Origin of the sequence: Streptomyces sp. NPDC005811 (genome assembly GCF_040630405.1) — a bacterium.
In the GTDB taxonomy this organism is placed as follows: domain Bacteria; phylum Actinomycetota; class Actinomycetes; order Streptomycetales; family Streptomycetaceae; genus Streptomyces.
On record NZ_JBEXXK010000075.1, the window covers coordinates 15,687 to 35,411 of the forward strand.

At 69.3% G+C, this 19,725-nt stretch carries 16 protein-coding genes and 2 tRNA genes; 15 read left to right on the plus strand and 3 right to left on the minus strand.

Translation table 11 applies throughout. The features are described from left to right. Window positions 1-86: 86 nt before the first annotated feature. Window positions 87-281 (plus strand): hypothetical protein, encoded by a 195-nt coding sequence (locus tag ABZ490_RS46810; RefSeq protein WP_055635087.1) that lies wholly within the window; start codon window positions 87-89, stop codon window positions 279-281. 12 nt (window positions 282-293) lie between these two features. Here the strand turns inward: ABZ490_RS46810 and ABZ490_RS46815 are convergent, their stop codons facing one another. After that, window positions 294-482 carry a hypothetical protein gene (locus ABZ490_RS46815; RefSeq protein ID WP_359005202.1) on the minus strand — a complete coding sequence of 63 codons (189 nt, stop codon included), beginning with the start codon at window positions 480-482 and terminating at the stop codon, window positions 294-296. A 145-nt stretch (window positions 483-627) separates the two neighbouring features. Further along, a tRNA-Gly gene (locus ABZ490_RS46820) sits at window positions 628-698 on the minus strand. A gap of 166 nt (window positions 699-864) precedes the next feature. On the opposite strand from ABZ490_RS46820, the gene ABZ490_RS46825 reads away from it, so the two are divergent. The 5 genes from ABZ490_RS46825 to clpX all read left to right on the plus strand — a co-directional run bounded on the left by ABZ490_RS46825 (window position 865) and on the right by clpX (window position 6,675). After that, a tRNA-Pro gene (locus ABZ490_RS46825) sits at window positions 865-941 on the plus strand. A gap of 213 nt (window positions 942-1,154) precedes the next feature. Continuing rightward, window positions 1,155-2,570: a trigger factor gene (gene tig, locus ABZ490_RS46830; protein WP_359005205.1), complete on the plus strand. Its 1,416-nt coding sequence runs from the start codon at window positions 1,155-1,157 to the stop codon at window positions 2,568-2,570. 261 nt (window positions 2,571-2,831) lie between these two features. Next, entirely contained in the window at window positions 2,832-3,440 is a 609-nt protein-coding gene (locus tag ABZ490_RS46835; RefSeq protein WP_030967072.1) for an ATP-dependent Clp protease proteolytic subunit, read from the plus strand. A 1,084-nt stretch (window positions 3,441-4,524) separates the two neighbouring features. Continuing rightward, window positions 4,525-5,205 (plus strand): ATP-dependent Clp protease proteolytic subunit, encoded by a 681-nt coding sequence (locus ABZ490_RS46840; protein ID WP_359005208.1) that lies wholly within the window; start codon window positions 4,525-4,527, stop codon window positions 5,203-5,205. Window positions 5,206-5,385: 180 nt separating this feature from the next. Beyond that, complete coding sequence (clpX, locus tag ABZ490_RS46845) at window positions 5,386-6,675, plus strand: ATP-dependent Clp protease ATP-binding subunit ClpX (RefSeq protein ID WP_359005211.1); 1,290 nt, start codon at window positions 5,386-5,388, stop codon at window positions 6,673-6,675. Between the two features lie 82 nt (window positions 6,676-6,757). Here the strand turns inward: clpX and ABZ490_RS46850 are convergent, their stop codons facing one another. Beyond that, window positions 6,758-7,750 (minus strand): hypothetical protein, encoded by a 993-nt coding sequence (locus ABZ490_RS46850; protein ID WP_359005214.1) that lies wholly within the window; start codon window positions 7,748-7,750, stop codon window positions 6,758-6,760. Between the two features lie 135 nt (window positions 7,751-7,885). On the opposite strand from ABZ490_RS46850, the gene ABZ490_RS46855 reads away from it, so the two are divergent. The 9 genes from ABZ490_RS46855 to rodA all read left to right on the plus strand — a co-directional run bounded on the left by ABZ490_RS46855 (window position 7,886) and on the right by rodA (window position 19,663). Next, a complete protein-coding gene (locus ABZ490_RS46855) occupies window positions 7,886-10,510 on the plus strand; it encodes a valine--tRNA ligase (RefSeq protein WP_359005217.1) in 2,625 nt (874 codons plus the stop codon). A 157-nt stretch (window positions 10,511-10,667) separates the two neighbouring features. Then, window positions 10,668-12,152 (plus strand): folylpolyglutamate synthase/dihydrofolate synthase family protein, encoded by a 1,485-nt coding sequence (locus tag ABZ490_RS46860; RefSeq protein ID WP_359005219.1) that lies wholly within the window; start codon window positions 10,668-10,670, stop codon window positions 12,150-12,152. Between the two features lie 10 nt (window positions 12,153-12,162). After that, the gene (locus ABZ490_RS46865; protein ID WP_359005222.1) at window positions 12,163-12,501 is read left to right on the plus strand and encodes a DUF4233 domain-containing protein; all 339 of its coding nucleotides are present in this window, start codon (window positions 12,163-12,165) and stop codon (window positions 12,499-12,501) included. 107 nt (window positions 12,502-12,608) lie between these two features. Further along, window positions 12,609-13,022, plus strand: a complete 414-nt coding sequence (gene ndk, locus ABZ490_RS46870) for a nucleoside-diphosphate kinase (protein ID WP_067244237.1) — start codon at window positions 12,609-12,611, stop codon at window positions 13,020-13,022. A 228-nt stretch (window positions 13,023-13,250) separates the two neighbouring features. Further along, the gene (locus tag ABZ490_RS46875) at window positions 13,251-14,270 is read left to right on the plus strand and encodes a rod shape-determining protein (RefSeq protein WP_030779466.1); all 1,020 of its coding nucleotides are present in this window, start codon (window positions 13,251-13,253) and stop codon (window positions 14,268-14,270) included. Between the two features lie 163 nt (window positions 14,271-14,433). Further along, window positions 14,434-15,369: a rod shape-determining protein MreC gene (gene mreC / locus ABZ490_RS46880; protein WP_359005227.1), complete on the plus strand. Its 936-nt coding sequence runs from the start codon at window positions 14,434-14,436 to the stop codon at window positions 15,367-15,369. Window positions 15,370-15,384: 15 nt separating this feature from the next. Beyond that, window positions 15,385-16,056: a rod shape-determining protein MreD gene (gene mreD / locus ABZ490_RS46885; protein WP_359005229.1), complete on the plus strand. Its 672-nt coding sequence runs from the start codon at window positions 15,385-15,387 to the stop codon at window positions 16,054-16,056. A gap of 128 nt (window positions 16,057-16,184) precedes the next feature. Continuing rightward, the gene (mrdA, locus tag ABZ490_RS46890; RefSeq protein WP_359005232.1) at window positions 16,185-18,467 is read left to right on the plus strand and encodes a penicillin-binding protein 2; all 2,283 of its coding nucleotides are present in this window, start codon (window positions 16,185-16,187) and stop codon (window positions 18,465-18,467) included. Further along, on the plus strand, window positions 18,464-19,663 hold the full coding sequence (gene rodA / locus ABZ490_RS46895) for a rod shape-determining protein RodA (protein ID WP_359005236.1): 1,200 nt from the start codon (window positions 18,464-18,466) through the stop codon (window positions 19,661-19,663). Before mrdA ends, rodA begins: the two co-directional genes overlap by 4 nt. Window positions 19,664-19,725: the final 62 nt, after the last annotated feature.

Genomic DNA, 19,725 nt, shown 5'->3' on the forward strand with positions numbered 1-19,725 from the left:
TGATGCGTCACGGGCCGCATGGGATGGCCGTGTTGGTGGCACGATGGTCTCGGGAGTGCGGACCAATCGAGGGTGTGTGATCAGTCGTGGCGATTTCACTGTCAGTGGTGCTGCTGTTGGCGATCATCCTGGTGGTCCTGATCAGAGGAGGCAGCATCAAGGCGGGCCCCGCCATAGTCGCCATCCTCTTCGGCTTCTTCCTCGCCTCCAGCGGCATGGCGCCGTCGATCAACCGCTTCCTCAACTCGCTGGCCGACACCATCAACTCGATCAGCTTCTGAGGCCGGCGGCACCTAGGGACGGCGGTAACTGTCGCTCTGGGTCGGCGAGGTGCCACCCATCGACATCGCGTTGTAGGAGACGCGGTCGTGGTGTGCCCGCAGCCGGCTGTCCTGCTCGATGAGGAGACCGTCGGCGTTCTGGGTGGCGCGGTTCCCCCGGCGCAGCAGCTTGACGATCAGGAAGACCGCCAGCGCGATCATGACCCCGAAGAGAACACCCAGCTCGACCACCGCGACCCCCGCCCGTGTCAGACCCGCCCGTAGACCCCACGGTAGCGGCGACCCCGGGACGCACTGAAGGCCCGGGGAAGGAATCAAGCCTCCCGACCGGGCCTTCGGCGACGAGAGCGGGCGACGGGAATCGAACCCGCGTAGCTAGTTTGGAAGACTAGGGCTCTACCATTGAGCTACGCCCGCACAGGGCGCGCCGCAGGTCAGCAGACCGCGGCACTGCACGCATCGTAGCGGGTCGACGCCGCCGCCCGCACATCCCTTCCCGGCGCGCGCCCCCGCCCGCTCCCCGTGCTCCGCAAATGCGGCGGTCAGGCGGCCTGCGGGCATGTACCCTACGTGTCGCACCAGACGGGGTGTGGCGCAGCTTGGTAGCGCGTCCGCTTTGGGAGCGGAAGGCCGTGGGTTCAAATCCCGCCACCCCGACCACCTGCGCGATCACCCGCGCCGTCCACCTGCGCGATCACGCTCCGCACCTGGCCGGTGATCGACTTTTGGGTGGCTCACCCGCTGCGGTTACTATGCAAGCTGCGCGCTCGTGTGTCCCGGCCCACCCGGCCGGTCAACTCTCCCGGGCGGCGAATCGCCGGGCCTGTCGGGCTCCGGCGAACCCCAAGAAGTCAGCCACAAGGAGACCGAACCGTGAAGAGCGCCGTGGAGACCCTGAACCCGACTCGGGTTCGGCTCAGCATCGAGGTGCCCTTCGAGGAGCTCAAGGACAGCCTCGACGCGGCGTACAAGAAGATCAACCAGCAGGTCACGGTGAAGGGCTTCCGCAAGGGCAAGATCCCGGCGCGCGTCATCGACCAGCGGTTCGGCCGCGGTGCGGTTCTGGAGGAGGCGGTCAACGACGCGCTTCCGAAGTTCTACACCGAGGCGGTCAACGAGGCGGAGATCGACGTCCTCGGCCAGCCCGAGGTCGACATCACGGAGCTGAAGGACGGCGAGACGCTGAACTTCACCGCCGAGGTCGACGTCCGCCCCGCCCTGGAGCTCCCCGAGGACTTCTCCTCCATCGAGGTCGAGGTCGACGCCGTCGAGGTCTCCGAGGAGGACATCGACAAGTCGGTCGAGCAGCTCCGTGAGCGCTTCGCCTCCACCTCCCCGGTCGAGCGCGCCGCCGAGGACGGCGACGTCGTGACCGTGGACCTCGAGGCCAAGGTCGACGGCGAGATCCTGGAGGACGGCGTCGCCGAGGGCGTCTCCTACACGATCGGCTCCGGCGAGCTCCTCGAGGGCATCGACGACGCCGTGAAGGGCCTGGAGGCCGGTGGCGAGGCCACCTTCACCTCCGAGCTCAAGGGCGGCTCGGCGGCCGGCAAGGAGGCCGAGGTCACCGTCAAGGTCACCCAGGTCGCCGCCCGCGAACTGCCGGAGCTGGACGACGAGTTCGCACAGCTCGCCTCCGAGTTCGACACCCTGGAGGAGCTGAAGGCGGACAGCCGCAAGCGCCTCGAGAACATGAAGCAGTACGACCAGGCCACGCAGGCCCAGGAGCGCGTCCTCGAGAAGCTGCTGGAGCTCGTCGAGGTGCCCGTCCCCGAGAAGCTGCTCGAGGACGAGATCAACACCCGCAAGCACAACCTGGAGCACCACCAGCTCGGCCAGATGGGTCTCGACCTCGCGAAGTACCTGGAGATCCAGGGCAAGACCGCCGAGGAGTTCGACGCCGAGACCCGCGAGGCCGCGGTCAAGGGCATCAAGACCCAGTTCGTCCTGGACGAGCTCGTCAAGCGCGAGAAGCTGAACGTGAACCAGGAGGAGCTCACCGAGCACCTCATGCGCCGCGCCGCCTCCTCCGGCATGTCCCCCGACCAGTTCGCCCAGGCGGTCGTCGAGGGCGGCCAGGTTCCGCTGCTCGTCGGCGAGGTCGCCCGCGGCAAGGCCCTGGCCACGGTCGTCGAGTCCGCCACGGTCAAGGACACCAACGGCGAGATCGTCGACCTGGACGACGAGGACGAGGTCGAGGCCGCCACCGAGACGGTCGAGGCCGTCGAGGGTGCCGCCGAGACCGCGGCCGAGGGTGACGCCGAGGGCGACGAGAAGGCCGACGCCTGATCCGCACCACCCGCACCACCCGCACCACCGCTTCACCGTGACGGGCCCCGGAACCTTGCGTTCCGGGGCCCGTTCCGTTACTCGCGCGACTACGCGCCGCTACGCCCCCGGCGAACACCCACCTCTCCGGGATTCTCCGGCGGGACCCGCGCGTTAGGGTCCATGAATACGAGGGCAGGGGAGTCCCCGTTGCCCCCGGCAGTACACGTGAGACGGCCCGGCGCCGTCGTAAGACGAGCAGGTGGAGACGTGACGAATCTGATGCCCTACGCCGCCGGCGAGCCCTCTATCGGTGGTGGCCTCGGCGACCAGGTCTACAACCGGCTGCTCGGCGAGCGGATCATCTTCCTCGGCCAGCCGGTCGACGACGACATCGCGAACAAGATCACCGCACAGCTGCTGCTCCTTGCCGCGGACCCGGACAAGGACATCTACCTCTACATCAACAGCCCCGGCGGCTCGATCACGGCCGGTATGGCGATCTACGACACCATGCAGTTCATCAAGAACGACGTGGTGACCATCGCCATGGGCCTCGCGGCCTCGATGGGCCAGTTCCTGCTCAGCGCGGGCACCCCCGGCAAGCGCTTCGCGCTGCCGAACGCCGAGATCCTGATCCACCAGCCCTCCGCCGGCCTGGCCGGCTCGGCCTCGGACATCAAGATCCACGCCGAGCGGCTGCTGCACACCAAGAAGCGCATGGCCGAGCTCACCTCGCAGCACACCGGCCAGTCGGTCGAGCAGATCACCCGTGACTCGGACCGCGACCGCTGGTTCGACGCGTTCGAGGCCAAGGAGTACGGCCTCATCGACGACGTCATCCCCACGGCCGCGGGCATGCCGGGCGGTGGCGGTACCGGGGCGGCGTAGGACCACGACCGACGGCACCGGTTCCCTCCGGGGGCGAGGCCGGTCGGACCCGGGTGACCTCCCGGGACGCCGGGTCCGCACGATCCCACCGTGGTCGATGGAGACTTGTGGGTGTCACCGGACCTCACCGGTCCCGGCGGCCCCACCCGGTGGCGGCCCACGGTCCCGGAAGGCCCCAGGCCCCCAAGGGCCGGCCCGGAAGGGCCCGCAGCCCCTGCAAGGCCTCGCAGGTCCCGGAAGGGCCCGCGGGCCCCGCAAGGGTCGCGGTCCGGAAGGGTCCACAGGCCCCGGAAGGGCTTGCGGGTCCCGGAAGGTTCGCGGTCCGGAAGGGTCCGCAAGTCCCGGAAGGGCTTGCAGGTCTCGGAAGGTTCGCGGTCCGGAAGGGTCCGCAGGTCCCGGAAGGGCTTGCAGGTCCCGGAAGGGCTTGCAGGTCCCGCAAGGGCTCGCGGGTCCCGGAAGGGTCCACAGGTCCCGGAAGGTTCGCGGTCCGGAAGGGCTCGCAGGTCCGGAAGGGTCGCGGTCCGCAAGGGTCACAGCCCCGCAAGGACCACGGTCCCGGAGCCCGCAGGCCCCCGACAGCTCGGCAGGCCCCGTAAAGGCCCCATGAGCCCCGTGAAGGCCTTCACGGGCCCCACAGGGGCCACGAGGCCGCCGCGGAGCCCCGAGGCCCCCGTGGAGCCCGACAGGGCCCCCACGGAGTCCCCGGGGCCCTCGTGGCCCCGACCGGGAACCAGCCGGGACCGCCGGAAGGACCGAAGCCACCGAAAGGACCAGGCCCACCGGAGGACCCAGGCCCACCGGAGGACCCAGGCCCACCGGAGGACCCAGGCCCACCGGAGGACCCAGGCCCACCGGAGGACCCAGGCCCACCGGAAGGACGGGCCCGCCGAAAGGACAGCCCACCGGAAGGACGGGCCACCGAAAGGACCGGCCCATCGGAAACGGCCCGGCCCGCCGGACCGGCCGGTGCCACCGGGACCGCGCCCCGCGCGGACGCCGCCGTCGAAGACCCAGAGGGACCCTGCCGTCAGAGTCCCGCCCGCCCCTCCCAGCCCACCGCCCCACCCTCTCTCCAGGAGACACCGTGAACGACTTCCCCGGCAGCGGCCTCTACGCCCGCACGGCGGCCGAGTACACCGGCCCCCGCGCCGAGTCCCGCTACGTCATCCCCCGCTTCGTCGAGCGCACCTCCCAGGGCATCCGCGAGTACGACCCGTACGCGAAGCTCTTCGAGGAGCGCGTGATCTTCCTCGGCGTGCAGATCGACGACGCCTCCGCCAACGACGTCATGGCGCAGCTGCTGTGCCTGGAGTCGATGGACCCCGACCGGGACATCTCGGTCTACATCAACAGCCCCGGTGGTTCCTTCACCGCGCTGACGGCCATCTACGACACGATGCAGTTCGTCAAGCCCGACATCCAGACGGTCTGCATGGGCCAGGCGGCCTCCGCCGCCGCGATCCTGCTGGCGGCCGGTACGCCAGGCAAGCGCATGGCCCTGCCGAACGCGCGCGTGCTGATCCACCAGCCGTACAGTGAGACGGGCCGCGGTCAGGTCTCCGACCTGGAGATCGCCGCCAACGAGATCCTCCGGATGCGTGCGCAGCTGGAGGAGATGCTGGCCAAGCACTCGACCACGCCGATCGAGAAGATCCGCGAGGACATCGAGCGCGACAAGATCCTCACGGCCGAGGACGCTCTGTCGTACGGCCTGATCGACCAGATCATCTCCACCCGGAAGATGAACAACAGCACTCTGCGTTGACGCACTGGGCCCTCTCGTCCGTACCCCTTGGCGCGGTGTGACACGGTCCACGCGGAAGTGAACCGTGCCAAGGGGGGCCCGAACGGGGGTCCCGGCAAGGTACCGTCGGAATAAGGCAGCACCAGGAGCCGCTGGATTCGAAAGTGTCCAGGCGTCTCCCAGGCGAAGGGGAAGCACACCGTGGCACGCATCGGTGACGGCGGCGATCTGCTCAAGTGCTCGTTCTGCGGCAAGAGCCAGAAGCAGGTCAAGAAGCTCATCGCAGGGCCCGGTGTGTACATCTGCGACGAGTGCATCGATCTCTGCAACGAGATCATCGAGGAGGAACTCGCCGAGACGAGCGAGGTGCGCTGGGAGGAACTCCCCAAGCCCCGCGAGATCTACGAGTTCCTTGAGGGGTACGTCGTCGGCCAGGAGGCCGCGAAGAAGGCCCTCTCGGTCGCGGTGTACAACCACTACAAGCGGGTCCAGGCCGGTGAGAACGGCGGAGCCCAGGGCCGCGACGACGCCATCGAGTTGGCGAAGTCCAACATCCTTCTGCTCGGCCCCACGGGCTCGGGCAAGACCCTCCTCGCACAGACCCTCGCCCGCATGCTGAACGTGCCGTTCGCCATCGCCGACGCCACGGCGCTGACCGAGGCGGGGTACGTCGGCGAGGACGTCGAGAACATCCTCCTCAAGCTCATCCAGGCCGCCGACTACGACGTCAAGAAGGCCGAGACCGGGATCATCTACATCGATGAGATCGACAAGGTCGCCCGGAAGAGCGAAAACCCCTCCATCACGCGCGACGTGAGCGGCGAGGGTGTGCAGCAGGCGCTGCTGAAGATCCTGGAGGGCACCACGGCCTCCGTCCCGCCGCAGGGCGGACGCAAGCACCCGCACCAGGAGTTCATCCAGATCGACACGACGAACGTGCTGTTCATCGTGGGCGGCGCCTTCGCGGGCCTGGAGAAGATCATCGAGTCCCGGGCCGGCGCCAAGGGCATCGGCTTCGGCGCGACGATCCGCTCCAAGCGGGAGCTCGAGGCGAAGGACCAGTTCGAGGACGTCATGCCCGAGGACCTGGTCAAGTTCGGCATGATCCCGGAGTTCATCGGCCGTCTCCCCGTCATCACCAGCGTCCACAACCTCGACCGCGAGGCCCTGCTCCAGATCCTCATCGAGCCGCGCAACGCGCTGGTCAAGCAGTACGAGCGGCTGTTCGAACTCGACGGCGTGGAGCTGGACTTCGAGCGCGAGGCGCTGGAGGCCATCGCCGACCAGGCCATCCTCCGCCAGACCGGCGCCCGAGGTCTGCGCGCCATCATGGAGGAGGTCCTGATGTCGGTGATGTACGAGGTCCCGTCCCGCAAGGACGTGGCCCGCGTGGTCATCACGGCCGACGTCGTCCGCTCCAACGTCAACCCGACCCTGATCCCGCGTGAGCAGCGCGGCGGCCGGGGATCGGGCGAGCAGAAGACGGCGTAAGGCAGAGCCAGAGGCAGAGGCAGGACATGCGCAGGGGCCCCGGTCGACCGACCGGGGCCCCTGCGCATGTCCTGCCCGGGGGTCACGCCTTGACGCGGACCTCGTCGCGCAGCTTCTTGGTGATGTCGGCCGCCACGTCCTTGGTGACGCCCTTCGTGACGTCACCCGGCGAGACCATGGCGATGGTGCTGTAGTCGGCCCAGGCGCAGAACCAGTCGGTCTTCTTCTGCTTGGTCGTGATGTTCGTGCCGGTGGCCGCCTGGCACTTCATGACCGCGCCGTCGAGGTCGACCGCCTCGGGCTCGCCGACCAGCTCGGCGTTCGAGCCGCTGCTGGAGGAGGAGCTGTCCGCGGAGGACTTCTTGAAGTTGGCGAAGAACGTGTCCAGCGCCTTCTCGGGGTCGGCGATCGTGCCGTACGCGCCGGCGAAGGTGATGCCCTTGGCGGTGGCGAGTTCGGCCGCGTCGGGCGCGGTGCTCGGGTCGGAGGGGTCGTAGCCGCTCAGGTCGGCCGTGGAGTAGACGCCGAGCACGGTCTTGCCGTTCTTGACGCCGCTCTTCTCCAGATCGGACGCCGAGTCGTCACCGGCGCTCGCTCCGTCGTCGGAGGCCCGCTTGTACTCGGAGAGCACGGTGGCCGGAGTGGCCAGCTTGTGGGCGCCGTCGTCCTTCAGGCCGCCCGAGCCGCTGCCCGTGCCGAGGACGAAGAACGCGCCCACGCCGATCGCCGCGACCACCGCGACCGAGCCGAGGATGATGCCGACCTTCTTGCCGCCGCCTCCGCTCGGCACCGGGGGCTGCGGGACGCCGTAGGGGGGCTGGCCGTACGGGGGCTGCTGGCCGTAGGCGGCGACGGTCGGGGGCTGCTGGCCGTACGCCGGCTGCTGCCCGTAGGGCCCGGCCTGCGGGGGCTGCGCCGGGTAGCCGTAACCGGGCTGCGGGGCGGGGGGCTGCTGGGGGTAGCCGTAGCCGGGCTGGGGCGCCTGAGGGGGCTGGCCGTAGAGGCCGGGCTGGCCGCCGTACGGTCCGGGCTGCTGGGGCTGCCCGCCGTACGGGCCCGGCTGCTGGTGACTCATTCTGGGTTCCCCTCCAGATGCTTATGTGATTTTCACATCCTGGCTTAAACCCGGTACCTGCTCGGCGGCGGGGGCCCGACCGTTACAAGGCAAACACGTTTCGGGACGGCCCCGTGACACCCCTAAACTGGCCCCGTGACCGAGAACGCTCATCAGCAGCCATCAGCGCCCCCCACCGAACTGCCGACCCAGTACGCGCCGGCCGACGTAGAGGGGCCGCTGTACGAGCGCTGGGTGGAGCGGGGTTACTTCGAGGCGGACGCGAAGAGCGACAAGCCGCCGTACACCATCGTCATCCCGCCGCCGAACGTCACGGGCAGCCTGCACCTCGGGCACGCCTTCGAGCACACCCTCATCGACGCCCTCACCCGCAGGAAGCGGATGCAGGGCCTCGAGACGCTGTGGCAGCCGGGCATGGACCACGCCGGCATCGCCACCCAGAACGTCGTCGAGCGCGAGCTGGGCAAGGAGGGCAAGTCCCGCCACGACCTGGGCCGCGAGGCGTTCGTCGAGCGCGTCTGGCAGTGGAAGGGCGAGTCCGGCGGCCAGATCAGCGGCCAGATGCGCCGCCTCGGCGACGGCGTCGCCTGGTCCCGTGAGCGCTTCACCATGGACGAGGGCCTCTCCCAGGCCGTCCAGACCATCTTCAAGCGGCTCTACGACGACGAGCTGATCTACCGCGCCGAGCGCATCATCAACTGGTGCCCGCGCTGTCTGACCGCCATCTCGGACATCGAGGTCGAGTACCAGGACGACGACGGCGAGCTCGTCTCCATGAAGTACGGCGAGGGGGACGACACCATCGTCGTCGCCACCACCCGCGCCGAGACGATGCTCGGCGACACCGCCGTCGCCGTCCACCCCGACGACGAGCGCTACAAGCACCTGGTCGGCAAGGAGATCCGCCTGCCGCTGACCGACCGCTCCATCCCGGTCGTCGCCGACACCCACGTCGACCCGGAGTTCGGCACCGGCGCCGTCAAGGTGACCCCGGCGCACGACCCGAACGACTTCGAGATCGGCCAGCGCCACAACCTGCCGTCCCTCACCGTCATGGACGAGCACGCCGTCATCACGGCCCACGGCCCCTTCCAGGGCCTGGACCGGCTGGAGGCCCGCTCCGCCATCGTCGCCGCCCTGCGCGCCGAGGGCCGGATCGTCGCCGAGAAGCGCCCGTACGTCCACTCCGTCGGCCACTGCTCCCGCTGCAAGACGACGATCGAGCCCCGCCTGTCCATGCAGTGGTGGGTCAAGGTCGGCCCGCTCGCGAAGGCCGCCGGTGACGCGGTCCGCGACGGCCGCGTCAAGATCCACCCGCAGGAGATGGAGAAGCGGTACTTCGACTGGGTCGACAACCTCCACGACTGGTGCATCTCGCGGCAGTTGTGGTGGGGCCACCGCATCCCCGTCTGGTACGGCCCGAGCGGCGAGGTCGTCTGCGTCGGCCCCGACGACGAGGCCCCGAGCGGCGAGGGCTGGCGCCAGGACACCGACGTCCTCGACACCTGGTTCTCCTCCGGCCTGTGGCCCTTCTCCACCCTGGGCTGGCCCGAACAGACCGAGTCGCTCGCGAAGTTCTACCCGAACTCCGTCCTGGTCACCGGCTACGACATCCTCTTCTTCTGGGTCGCCCGGATGATGATGTTCGGCCTCTACGCGATGGACGGCACCCCGCCGTTCCACACCATCGCCCTGCACGGCATGGTCCGCGACCAGTTCGGCAAGAAGATGTCCAAGTCCTTCGGCAACGCGGTCAACCCGCTCGACTGGATGGACAAGTACGGCTCCGACGCCCTCCGCTTCACCCTCGCACGCGGCGCCAACCCGGGCGTCGACGTCCCGATCGGCGAGGACTGGGTCCAGGGCTCCCGCAACTTCGCCAACAAGATCTGGAACGCGACCCGCTTCGCGCTGATGAACGGCGCGACCGTGGACGGGCCCCTGCCCGACGCCTCCGCCATGTCGGCGACGGACCGCTGGATCCTCTCCCGACTCAACTCCGTCGTCGCCGAAGTCGACGCGTTCTACGAGGACTTCCAGTTCGCCAAGCTCTCCGACGCCCTCTTCCACTTCGCGTGGGACGAGGTCTTCGACTGGTACGTCGAGCTGTCCAAGACGACGTTCCAGGCCGGCGGCGAGCCCGCGAAGGTCTCCCAGCGTGTCCTCGGCGAGGTCCTCGACGTCACCCTGAAGCTGCTGCACCCGGTGGTCCCGTTCGTCACCGAGACCCTCTGGACCACGCTCACCGGCGGCGAGTCGGTCGTCGTCGCCGAGTGGCCCACCGACTCGGGCTTCCGGGACCCGGCCGCCGAACGGGAGATCGAGAGCCTCCAGTCGGTGATCACCGAGGTCCGCCGCTTCCGCGCCGACCAGGGCCTCCAGCCCGGCCAGCGCGTCCCGGCACGCCTGACCCTCGACGGCACGGCGCTGGCGCCCCACGAGGCCGCCATCCGCCAGCTGCTGCGCCTCCAGCCGGAGGGCGAGGCCTTCTCGGCCACCGCCACCCTCCCGGTCGCCGGCGCGACGGTCGCCCTCGACCTCTCCGGCACGATCGACGTGGCGGCGGAGCGCAAGCGCCTCGCGAAGGACCTCGCGGCCGCCGAGAAGGAGAAGGCCCAGGCCACCGCCAAGCTCGGCAACGAGGCCTTCCTGGCGAAGGCCCCGGACGACGTGGTCGACAAGATCCGGGGCCGCCTGGCCAAGGCCGACGAGGACATCGCCCGCATCGGCGCCCAGCTGGAGCGCCTGCCGCAGGCGTAGGCGTCCTTACGTCGATGAAGGCTCCCGGAGCTGTGAAGCGCCGGGAGCCGCGGCGTACCCAGGGGCGCGGGGAACTGCGCGACCGGCCCCCGCGAACCCGCACGCGCCGGACGAGACCGCCCGCCTCCCTCCGTGGGCGCAGTCATAGACTGACCCCGTGAGCGACAGCGACTCCTTCGACGAGATCATCGAGGCCGAGACCGACCGAGACCCCGATCTCGCGGTCATCGAGGCCGGCAGCCGCACCCTGCGCACCCAGGGCGGGCAGCCCACCGCCGACGTCCCGACCCGCCCCGAGGACCCCGAGGTCGACAAGGCCCTGCGCGAGGTCGAGGCGGAGCTGGCCGGCCGCTGGGGCGAGACGAAGCTGGAGCCCTCCGTCAGCCGGATCGCCGCGCTGATGGACGTCCTGGGCGAGCCGCAGCGGACGTACCCCTCGATCCACATCACGGGCACCAACGGCAAGACCTCCACCGCCCGCATGATCGAGGCCCTCCTCGGCGCCTTCGAACTGCGCACCGGCCGCTACACCTCCCCCCACGTGCAGTCCATCACCGAGCGCATCAGCCTCGACGGCGCCCCGATCTCCGCCGAACGCTTCATCGAGACGTACCACGACATCAAGGCGTACATCGAGATGGTCGACTCCCAGCAGGAGTACCGGCTGTCGTTCTTCGAGGTGCTGACCGGCATGGCGTACGCCGCCTTCGCGGACGCCCCGGTCGACGTGGCCGTCGTCGAGGTCGGCATGGGCGGCTCCTGGGACGCCACCAACGTCATCGACGGCGACGTCGCCGTCGTCACGCCCATCGACCTCGACCACACCGACCGGCTGGGCGAGACCCCGGGCGAGATCGCGGGGGAGAAGGGCGGGATCATCAAGCAGGACGCCACGGTCATCCTGGCCCAGCAGCCGGTCGACGCGGCCCAGGTGCTGCTGAAGAAGGCCGTCGAGGTCGACGCCACGGTGGCCCGCGAGGGGCTGGAGTTCGGGGTCGTGGCGCGCCAGGTCGCCGTCGGCGGACAGGTCGTCACCCTGCGCGGGCTGGGCGGCGAGTACCCCGAGGTGTACCTCCCGCTGCACGGCGAGCACCAGGCGCACAACGCGGCCGTCGCGCTCGCCGCCGTCGAGGCGTTCTTCGGCGTCGGCTCCCAGCGGCCCGAGCCGCTCGACATCGACGCGGTCCGCAAGGCCTTCGCGGCCGTGTCCTCGCCGGGCCGTCTCGAGGTCGTACGGCGCTCCCCGACCGTCGTCCTGGACGCCGCCCACAACCCGGCCGGCGCGCGGGTGACCGCCGACGCCATCGGCGAGGCCTTCGACTTCAGCCGGCTCATCGGCGTGGTCGGGGCGAGCGCCGACAAGAACGTCCGCGGGGTGCTGGAGGCCTTCGAGCCGATCTTCGCGGAGGTCGTCGTCACCCAGAACTCCAGCCACCGCGCCATGGACGCCGACGAGCTGGCCGCGATCGCCGTGGAGGTGTTCGGCGACGAGCGCGTCCAGGTCGAGCCGCAGCTGCCGGACGCCCTGGAGGCGGCGATCACGCTCGCCGAGGAGGAGGGCGAGTTCGCCGGCGGCGGTGTGCTGGTCACCGGTTCCGTCATCACGGTCGGCGAGGCCCGGCTGCTCCTCGGGAAGGGCTGAACACCCCGCCATGCGTACGCTCTGCTCCTCGACCCTGATCGGCGAGTTCTTCATCATCGGATTCGCCGGTCTGGTCGCCATGAAGGAACCCGACCTGTCCATGACCACGGTGTGGACGGTGTGCGGGATCGCGATGTTCCTCAGTGTGCTGCTCTGCGCCATGGTCACCCGGCCCGGGGGCGTCGCCCTCGGCTGGGCGCTCCAGATCGCGCTGGTCGCGTCCGGTTTCTTCGTCCCGATGATGTTCGTCATCGGGGTGCTGTTCGCCGGCCTGTGGTGGACCTCGGTGCACTATGGGCGCAAGGTCGACGAGGCGCGGGCCCGGTTCGCGGCCCAGGCGGGGAGCTGACCGCCGATCCTGCTGACGCTGTGTGACAGGTTCACGGACAATCCCTGTAATCTCGTCCCACCGCACCCCGGCAGTAGTGCATCTCAGCAGTCCCTAAGGAGTCTCCCGTGAGCCAGCGCACCCTCGTCCTCCTCAAGCCCGACGCGGTCCGTCGTGGCCTGACCGGCGAGATCATCAGCCGTATCGAGCGCAAGGCGGGCTGGCGGATCACCGCGCTGGAACTGCGCACCCTGGACCAGGACACGCTGGAGCAGCACTACGGCGAGCACAAGGGCAAGCCCTTCTACGAGCCGCTGGTGGAGTTCATGGCGTCCGGTCCGGTCGTCGCGCTGATCGTCGAGGGCGACCGGGTCATCGAGGGCGTGCGCGCGCTGGCCGGCCCGACCGACCCGATCGCGGCCGCTCCCGGCTCGATCCGCGGCGACTACGGCGTCATCGTCCGCGAGAACCTGATCCACGCCTCCGACTCCGAGGAGTCCTCCGAGCGCGAGATCAAGATCTTCTTCCCGGGTCGCGCGTAACCGTTCCGAGACGACTGAGACGGGCGATCGAGGGAACGAGACTCCCCGAACGCTCGTCTCCGGAAGCGAACCCACACAGCATCTGCTGACAATGGCCAGGACCCTTCCGCAGTGTCCGAGAAGGCGCGTCTACGATGGAAGCCTTCACGTCACAGCACCCACTTCGCCCTACCTGAAAAGCCCTCAAAAGCTCATGGGAAGGCCAGTCGAATCCTGATGGGGAACTCAATGTCGTTCATCGGCCGTGACATGGCTGTCGACCTCGGGACCGCCAACACGCTGGTGTACGTCAGGGGTCGCGGGATCGTACTCAACGAGCCGTCCGTCGTCGCGATCAACACCAACACCGGTGGCATCCTCGCGGTCGGCGCCGAAGCGAAGAAGATGATCGGGCGCACGCCGGGCAACATCGTGGCCGTGCGGCCGCTGAAGGACGGCGTGATCGCCGACTTCGAGATCACCGAGCGGATGCTCCGCTACTTCATCCTGAAGATCCACAAGCGGCGGTATCTGGCTCGTCCGCGGGTCGTCGTCTGCGTGCCCTCGGGCATCACGGGCGTCGAGCGCCGCGCCGTCATCGAGGCGTCGACCCAGGCCGGCGCCCGTCAGGTGCACATCATCGAGGAGCCCATGGCGGCGGCCATCGGTTCCGGCCTGCCGGTCCACGAGGCCACGGGCAACATGGTGGTGGACATCGGCGGCGGCACCACGGAGGTCGCGGTCATCTCGCTCGGCGGCATCGTCACCGCCCAGTCCATCCGCGTCGCGGGCGACGAGCTGGACAACGCGATCATCCAGCACATCAAGAAGGAGTACAGCCTCCTGCTGGGTGAGCGCACGGCCGAGCAGATCAAGATCACCATCGGCTCGGCGTACGACCTCGACTCCGACGAGCACACCGAAATCCGCGGCCGGGACCTCGTCTCCGGGCTGCCCAAGACCGTCGTCATCTCGGCCGCCGAGGTGCGCAAGGCGATCGAGGAGCCCGTCAACGCGATCGTCGACGCCGTCAAGACCACGCTGGACAAGTGTCCGCCGGAGCTGTCCGGCGACATCATGGACCGCGGAATCGTTCTGACCGGCGGCGGAGCCCTGCTGCGAGGTCTGGACGAGCGGCTGCGCCGGGAGACCGGTATGCCGATCCACATCGCCGAGGACCCGCTGGACAGTGTGGCGCTCGGCTCCGGCAAGTGCGTCGAGGAGTTCGAGGCGCTCCAGCAGGTTCTGGACGCCGCGCCCCGCAGATGACATAACGCTTCGGTTCCGCCGTACGGGATGATCCCCTCTCGTGCGGCGGATCGTTGACATTCCGGCATAAGCTCCCACAAAGCGCCCTTGGCCATCCTGGCCCGGGGCTACCCGAATTCCTGTGTAGTGATTTCTCTATCGAGGAAGGGCACGGCCGCCGCACGTGAGGGACACACGAGAGAGCCGGCTGCTCCTGGTGCTGCTGATCGCCATCGCGTTCGCACTGATCACGGTGGACATCCGCGGTGGTGAGGACTCCCCGGTCGACGGTGCCCGGCAGGCCGCGGCCGCGGTCTTCGGCCCGATCGAGGACGGCGTGTCCTCGGCGGTGGACCCGGTCGGCAACGCCGTCTCGGCGGTCCGCGACTCCGGTGAGCGCCACGACCGGTTGGCGCTGCTGGAGAAGGAGAACGCGGCCCTCAAGGCGAAGCTCGGCAGCGACGACCGCAACCGCAGCCGGCTCGCCCAGCTCGACAAGATGCTGAAGATCGCGGGCGAGGGCCAGTACGGCATCAAGGGCGCCGAGGTCATCGCGATAGGAGCGGCCCAGGGCTTCTCCTGGACGATCACCATCGACGTCGGCGCGAGCGACGGCATCAAGCGCGACATGACCGTCCTCAACGGCGACGGGCTCGTCGGCCGGGTCACCACGGTCGGCCCGAACACCGCGACCGTGCTCCTCGCCAACGACCCCGACTTCACCGTCGGCACCCGGATGGAGGGCAACGACGAACTCGGCTTCGCCTCCGGGCAGGGCGACAGCCCGCTGCGCGTCGAACTCCTCAACGGCAAGGCGGACGTGAAGAAGGGCGACCGTCTGGTCACCTTCGGCTCGCAGGCCGACAAGCCGTTCGTGCCCGGGGTCCCGGTCGGCGTGGTCTCCCGGGTCGACCCCTCCGGCGGCGACCTCACCCGCACCCTCTACGTCACGCCGTACGTCGGCTTCACCAAGCTCGACGTCGTGGGCGTGGTCGTCGAGACCCCGAAGAAGGACCCGCGCGACACCGTGCTCCCGGCCAAGCCCAAGCCGGTGCCCACCCCGACGGTCACCGTCACCGTGACCCCGAACGCCGATGGCCAGCAGCAAGAGCAGCAGTAGGAGCTGACAACCCCCATGCGCGTCAACCGGATCCTGCTCTCCGTTCCGCTGGTCGTCGTCGCCCTGGTGATCCAGGTGAGCGTCCTCGCCCGCCTCCATCTCCCGGGCGCGGTCCCCGATCTGCTGCTCCTCACCGTCCTCGGCCTCGCCATGGTGTACGGCCATGTCGGCGGCGCCCTCATCGGCTTCGGCGCGGGCCTCCTCGCCGACCTCGCGCCGCCCGCCGACCACGCGGCCGGGCGGTACGCCCTGGTGCTGTGCGTGATCGGCTACCTCGCCGGGCTGGTCAAGCCGGAGACCGGCCAGATCAAGTCCGCCACCGGCCCGATGGTCGTGGTGGTCGCCGCCGCGGTCGGCTCCACCCTGCTGTACGCGGGCGTCGGCGCCCTCGTCGGCGACACGGCGGCCCGTCATGTCGGCCTGACCGGGCTGCTGTTCTCGGCCGCCCTGTACGACCTGCTGCTCGCCCCGTTCGTCGTTCCGGGCGTGATGTTCCTGGCCCGGCGGGCCGAGAACGATCCGCTCGCGGAGACCAACTCCGCGGCCAAGGGCTCGGACATCTCCTCGGGCTGGCTGTCCTCCGGGACCGGCCTGAAGATCGGCGGCCAGCGCGGCGGCCTCAAGCTGAAGGCGGCGAAGTCGCGGGCGACCCGGGCCGGGCGCATCAAGGGGGTCAAGCGGCTGTGAGAGCGCATGAGTTCACCCGAACGGGTCACTTTGGGCGGAACCCGGCCTCACAGGCTGATCGTTCATCATTCGTACGCACGCACAGCCGCGCACAGTCGTTCGTGGACTGAGAGGGGGAGGCAGCCGCAGTGACCAACATTCCCGAGACCGGCCGGACGCCACGTGTCCAGATCCGGCTCGTCGTGATCCAGATCCTCGTCCTCTCCCTCCTCGGCACCCTCGGCGGCCGGCTGTGGTACCTCCAGATCCGCGAGGGCGCCGCCTACGCCAAGGAGGCCTCCGGCAACCACGTCCAGCAGGTCGTCCAGCCCGCCGTGCGCGGCTCCATCCTGGACGCGCGCGGAGTGCCCCTCGCGGACAACGAGACACGGCTGGTGGTCTCCGCCTCCCGCACCGACCTGCTCAAGCAGTCGGACGACGGCAAGGCGGTCCTGACCAAGCTCGCGGGCGTCCTCGGCATGGACCCCACGGAGGTCATGCAGAAGGTCCGGCTGTGCGACGCGAAGACCCCCCAGCCCTGCTGGAACGGCTCGCCCTACCAGCCGATCCCCATCACCGACGAGGCCACCGCCAAGCAGGCCCTCCAGATCCGTGAGCGCGCCGAGGACTTCCCCGGCATCACCGCCGAGCCGGAGGCCGTGCGCCGCTACCCCGCGCCCGGCAAGTCCAACAGCGCCCAGGTCCTCGGCTACCTCTCGCCGGTCACCGACGACGAGATCACCAAGGCCCAGGACACCGACTCGCCCTATCTGCGCTCCGACCAGGTCGGCCGCTCCGGCCTGGAGCGCCAGTACGACAAGGAACTGCGCGGCAAGGCCGGCGTCACCCGCTACGAGGTCGACAACCTCGGCCGGGTCATCGGCCAGGCCGAGGCCACCCCGGCACAGCCCGGCTCCAACCTGGTCACCAGCATCGACTCCCGCGTCCAGCGCGTCGCCGAGTACGAGCTGAACAACGCGATGAAGGTCGCCCGCCAGCAGTTCGACAAGATCACCGGCACCAACTACAAGGCCGACTCCGGCGCCGTCGTCGTGATGGAGGCCAAGACCGGCCGGATCGTCGCGATGGCCTCCGCGCCCACCTACGACCCGAACGTCTGGGTGGGCGGCATCTCCGCCAAGGACTACAGGAAGCTCACCGGGAAGAACTCCGACTACCCGCTGCTCAACCGGGCCATACAGGGTCAGGCCGCGCCCGGCTCGACGTTCAAGGTGGTCTCCACGGCCGCCGCGGTCGAGGCCGGCTACGTCTGGGACGGCGGCTACCCGTGCACCAGCTCCTACTCGGTGGGCGGCCAGGTCTTCAACAACTTCGAGGGCGAGAACTTCGGCCCGATCTCGCTCGGCCGCGCCCTGGAGGTCTCCTGCGACACCGTCTTCTACGCCCTCGCGGACCGCGAGTGGAAGAAGGACGGCGGCATCAACCCCAAGAAGGGTGAGCCCAAGGACTACTTCTACAAGGCGGCCCACCAGTTCGGCCTCGGCAAGGAGACCGGCGTCGACCTGCCGAACGAGGTCACCGGCCGGGTCCCGGACCGCCAGTGGAAGCAGTCCTACTGGAAGGCCAACAAGAGCGCCTGGTGCAAGTACGGCAAGAAGAACGGCACATACGTCGAGAAGATCGCCTACGAGAACTGCCTCGAGGGCAACAAGATGCGTGAGGGCGACTCGATCAACTACTCCATCGGCCAGGGCGACACCCTCGTCACGCCGATCCAGGAGGCCGTGATCTACGGCGCCCTCGCCAACGGCGGCACCATGTACCAGCCGTCCATCGGCAAGGCGATCGTCAGCGCCGACGGCAGGACCGTCACCGAGATCAAGCCGAAGAAGGCGGGCAAGCTGCCCATCAGCAAGGCGACCCTGGCCGGCATGGACGACGCCCTCGCGGGCGTGGTCACCCGGGGTACGGCCGCCTGGAAGTTCGGCGGCTGGCCGCAGGACAAGATCGAGCTGCACGCCAAGACCGGTACCGCGGAGGTCTACGGCAAGCAGACCACGTCCTGGCTGGCCACCTACAGCAAGGACTACACGGTCATCATGACCATCGCCCAGGCCGGTACCGGTTCGGGCGCCTCCGGTGAGGCCGTGCGCCACATCTACAACGCCCTCTACGGCGTCTCCGCGGACGGCACGATCGACAAGAAGAACGCCCTGCTGCCCACCCCGCAGAAGGACCTGCCGACCATTCAGACGGACGGCACGATCAAGTCCCCGAAGGTCGCCAAGGACCCGGCCAAGGACCAGCGCGCCAGCCAGGAGCAGGCCCCCGAGCCGGACGCCTCGCAGCCCGCCGCGACCACCCAGCAGAACACCACGAACCAGAACACCCGCAGACGACGACGGCGGCGACGGGACGGATGCGGGGGAGCCGCGGGCCGGCGGTCGGTCGGCAGGAGGTCCCTCGCATGACCGGCGTGAACAGCTTCTCCGTCTCCGGATACGGGCCCGCGCGGGCCGGCTGGACCCGGGTCCTCGCCCGTGACTCGCTGGCCCGCCGGCTGGACTGGCCGATACTGCTGTCGGCCGTCACCCTCTCCCTGATCGGCTCGGTGCTGGTCTTCTCCGCGACCCGCAACCGCACCGAGATCAACCAGGGCGACCAGTACTACTTCCTGATCCGTCATCTGATGAACACCGGCATCGGCATCGCCCTGATGATCGGCACCATCTGGCTCGGCCACCGCACCCTGCGCAACGCGGTGCCCGTCCTCTACGGCCTCTCGCTGCTCGGCATCCTGCTGGTGCTGACCCCGCTGGGCTCGACGGTCAACGGCGCGCACTCCTGGATCGTGTTCGGCGGCGGCTTCTCGCTCCAGCCCTCGGAGTTCGTGAAGATCACGATCATCCTGGGCATGTCGATGCTGCTCGCCGCCCGGGTCGACGCGGGCGACAAGACGTACCCCGACCACCGCACGGTCGTACAGGCGCTCGGTCTCGCCGCCGTCCCGATGCTGATCGTGATGCTCATGCCCGACCTCGGGTCGGTCATGGTCATGGTGATGATCGTGCTGGGGGTGCTGCTGGCCTCCGGCGCCTCCAACCGCTGGGTCTTCGGACTGCTCGGCGCGGGCGCGGCCGGCGCGGTCACCGTCTGGCAGCTGCACATCCTCGACGAGTACCAGATCGCCCGCTTCGCCGCGTTCGCCAACCCCAGCCTCGACCCGGCCGGCGTCGGCTACAACACCAACCAGGCGCGCATCGCGATCGGATCCGGCGGGCTGACCGGCGCGGGCCTGTTCCACGGCTCGCAGACCACCGGCCAGTTCGTCCCCGAGCAGCAGACGGACTTCGTCTTCACCGTCGCGGGCGAGGAGCTGGGCTTCGTCGGCGCGGGCCTGATCATCGTGCTCCTCGGGGTGATCCTGTGGCGCGCCTGCCGCATCGCCCGGGAGACGACCGAGCTGTACGGCACGATCGTCGCCGCCGGGATCGTGGCGTGGTTCGCGTTCCAGTCGTTCGAGAACATCGGGATGACGCTCGGGATCATGCCGGTGACCGGTCTGCCCCTGCCGTTCGTGTCGTACGGCGGCTCGTCGATGTTCGCCGTGTGGGTGGCGATGGGGCTGTTGCAGTCGATCCGGGTGCAACGGCCGATGTCCGCCTGAACGAGGGTTTTCCCGCCGTTGGTCGTGAATTCAACGGAAGTTGACCCTGCCGTCGCGGCCCG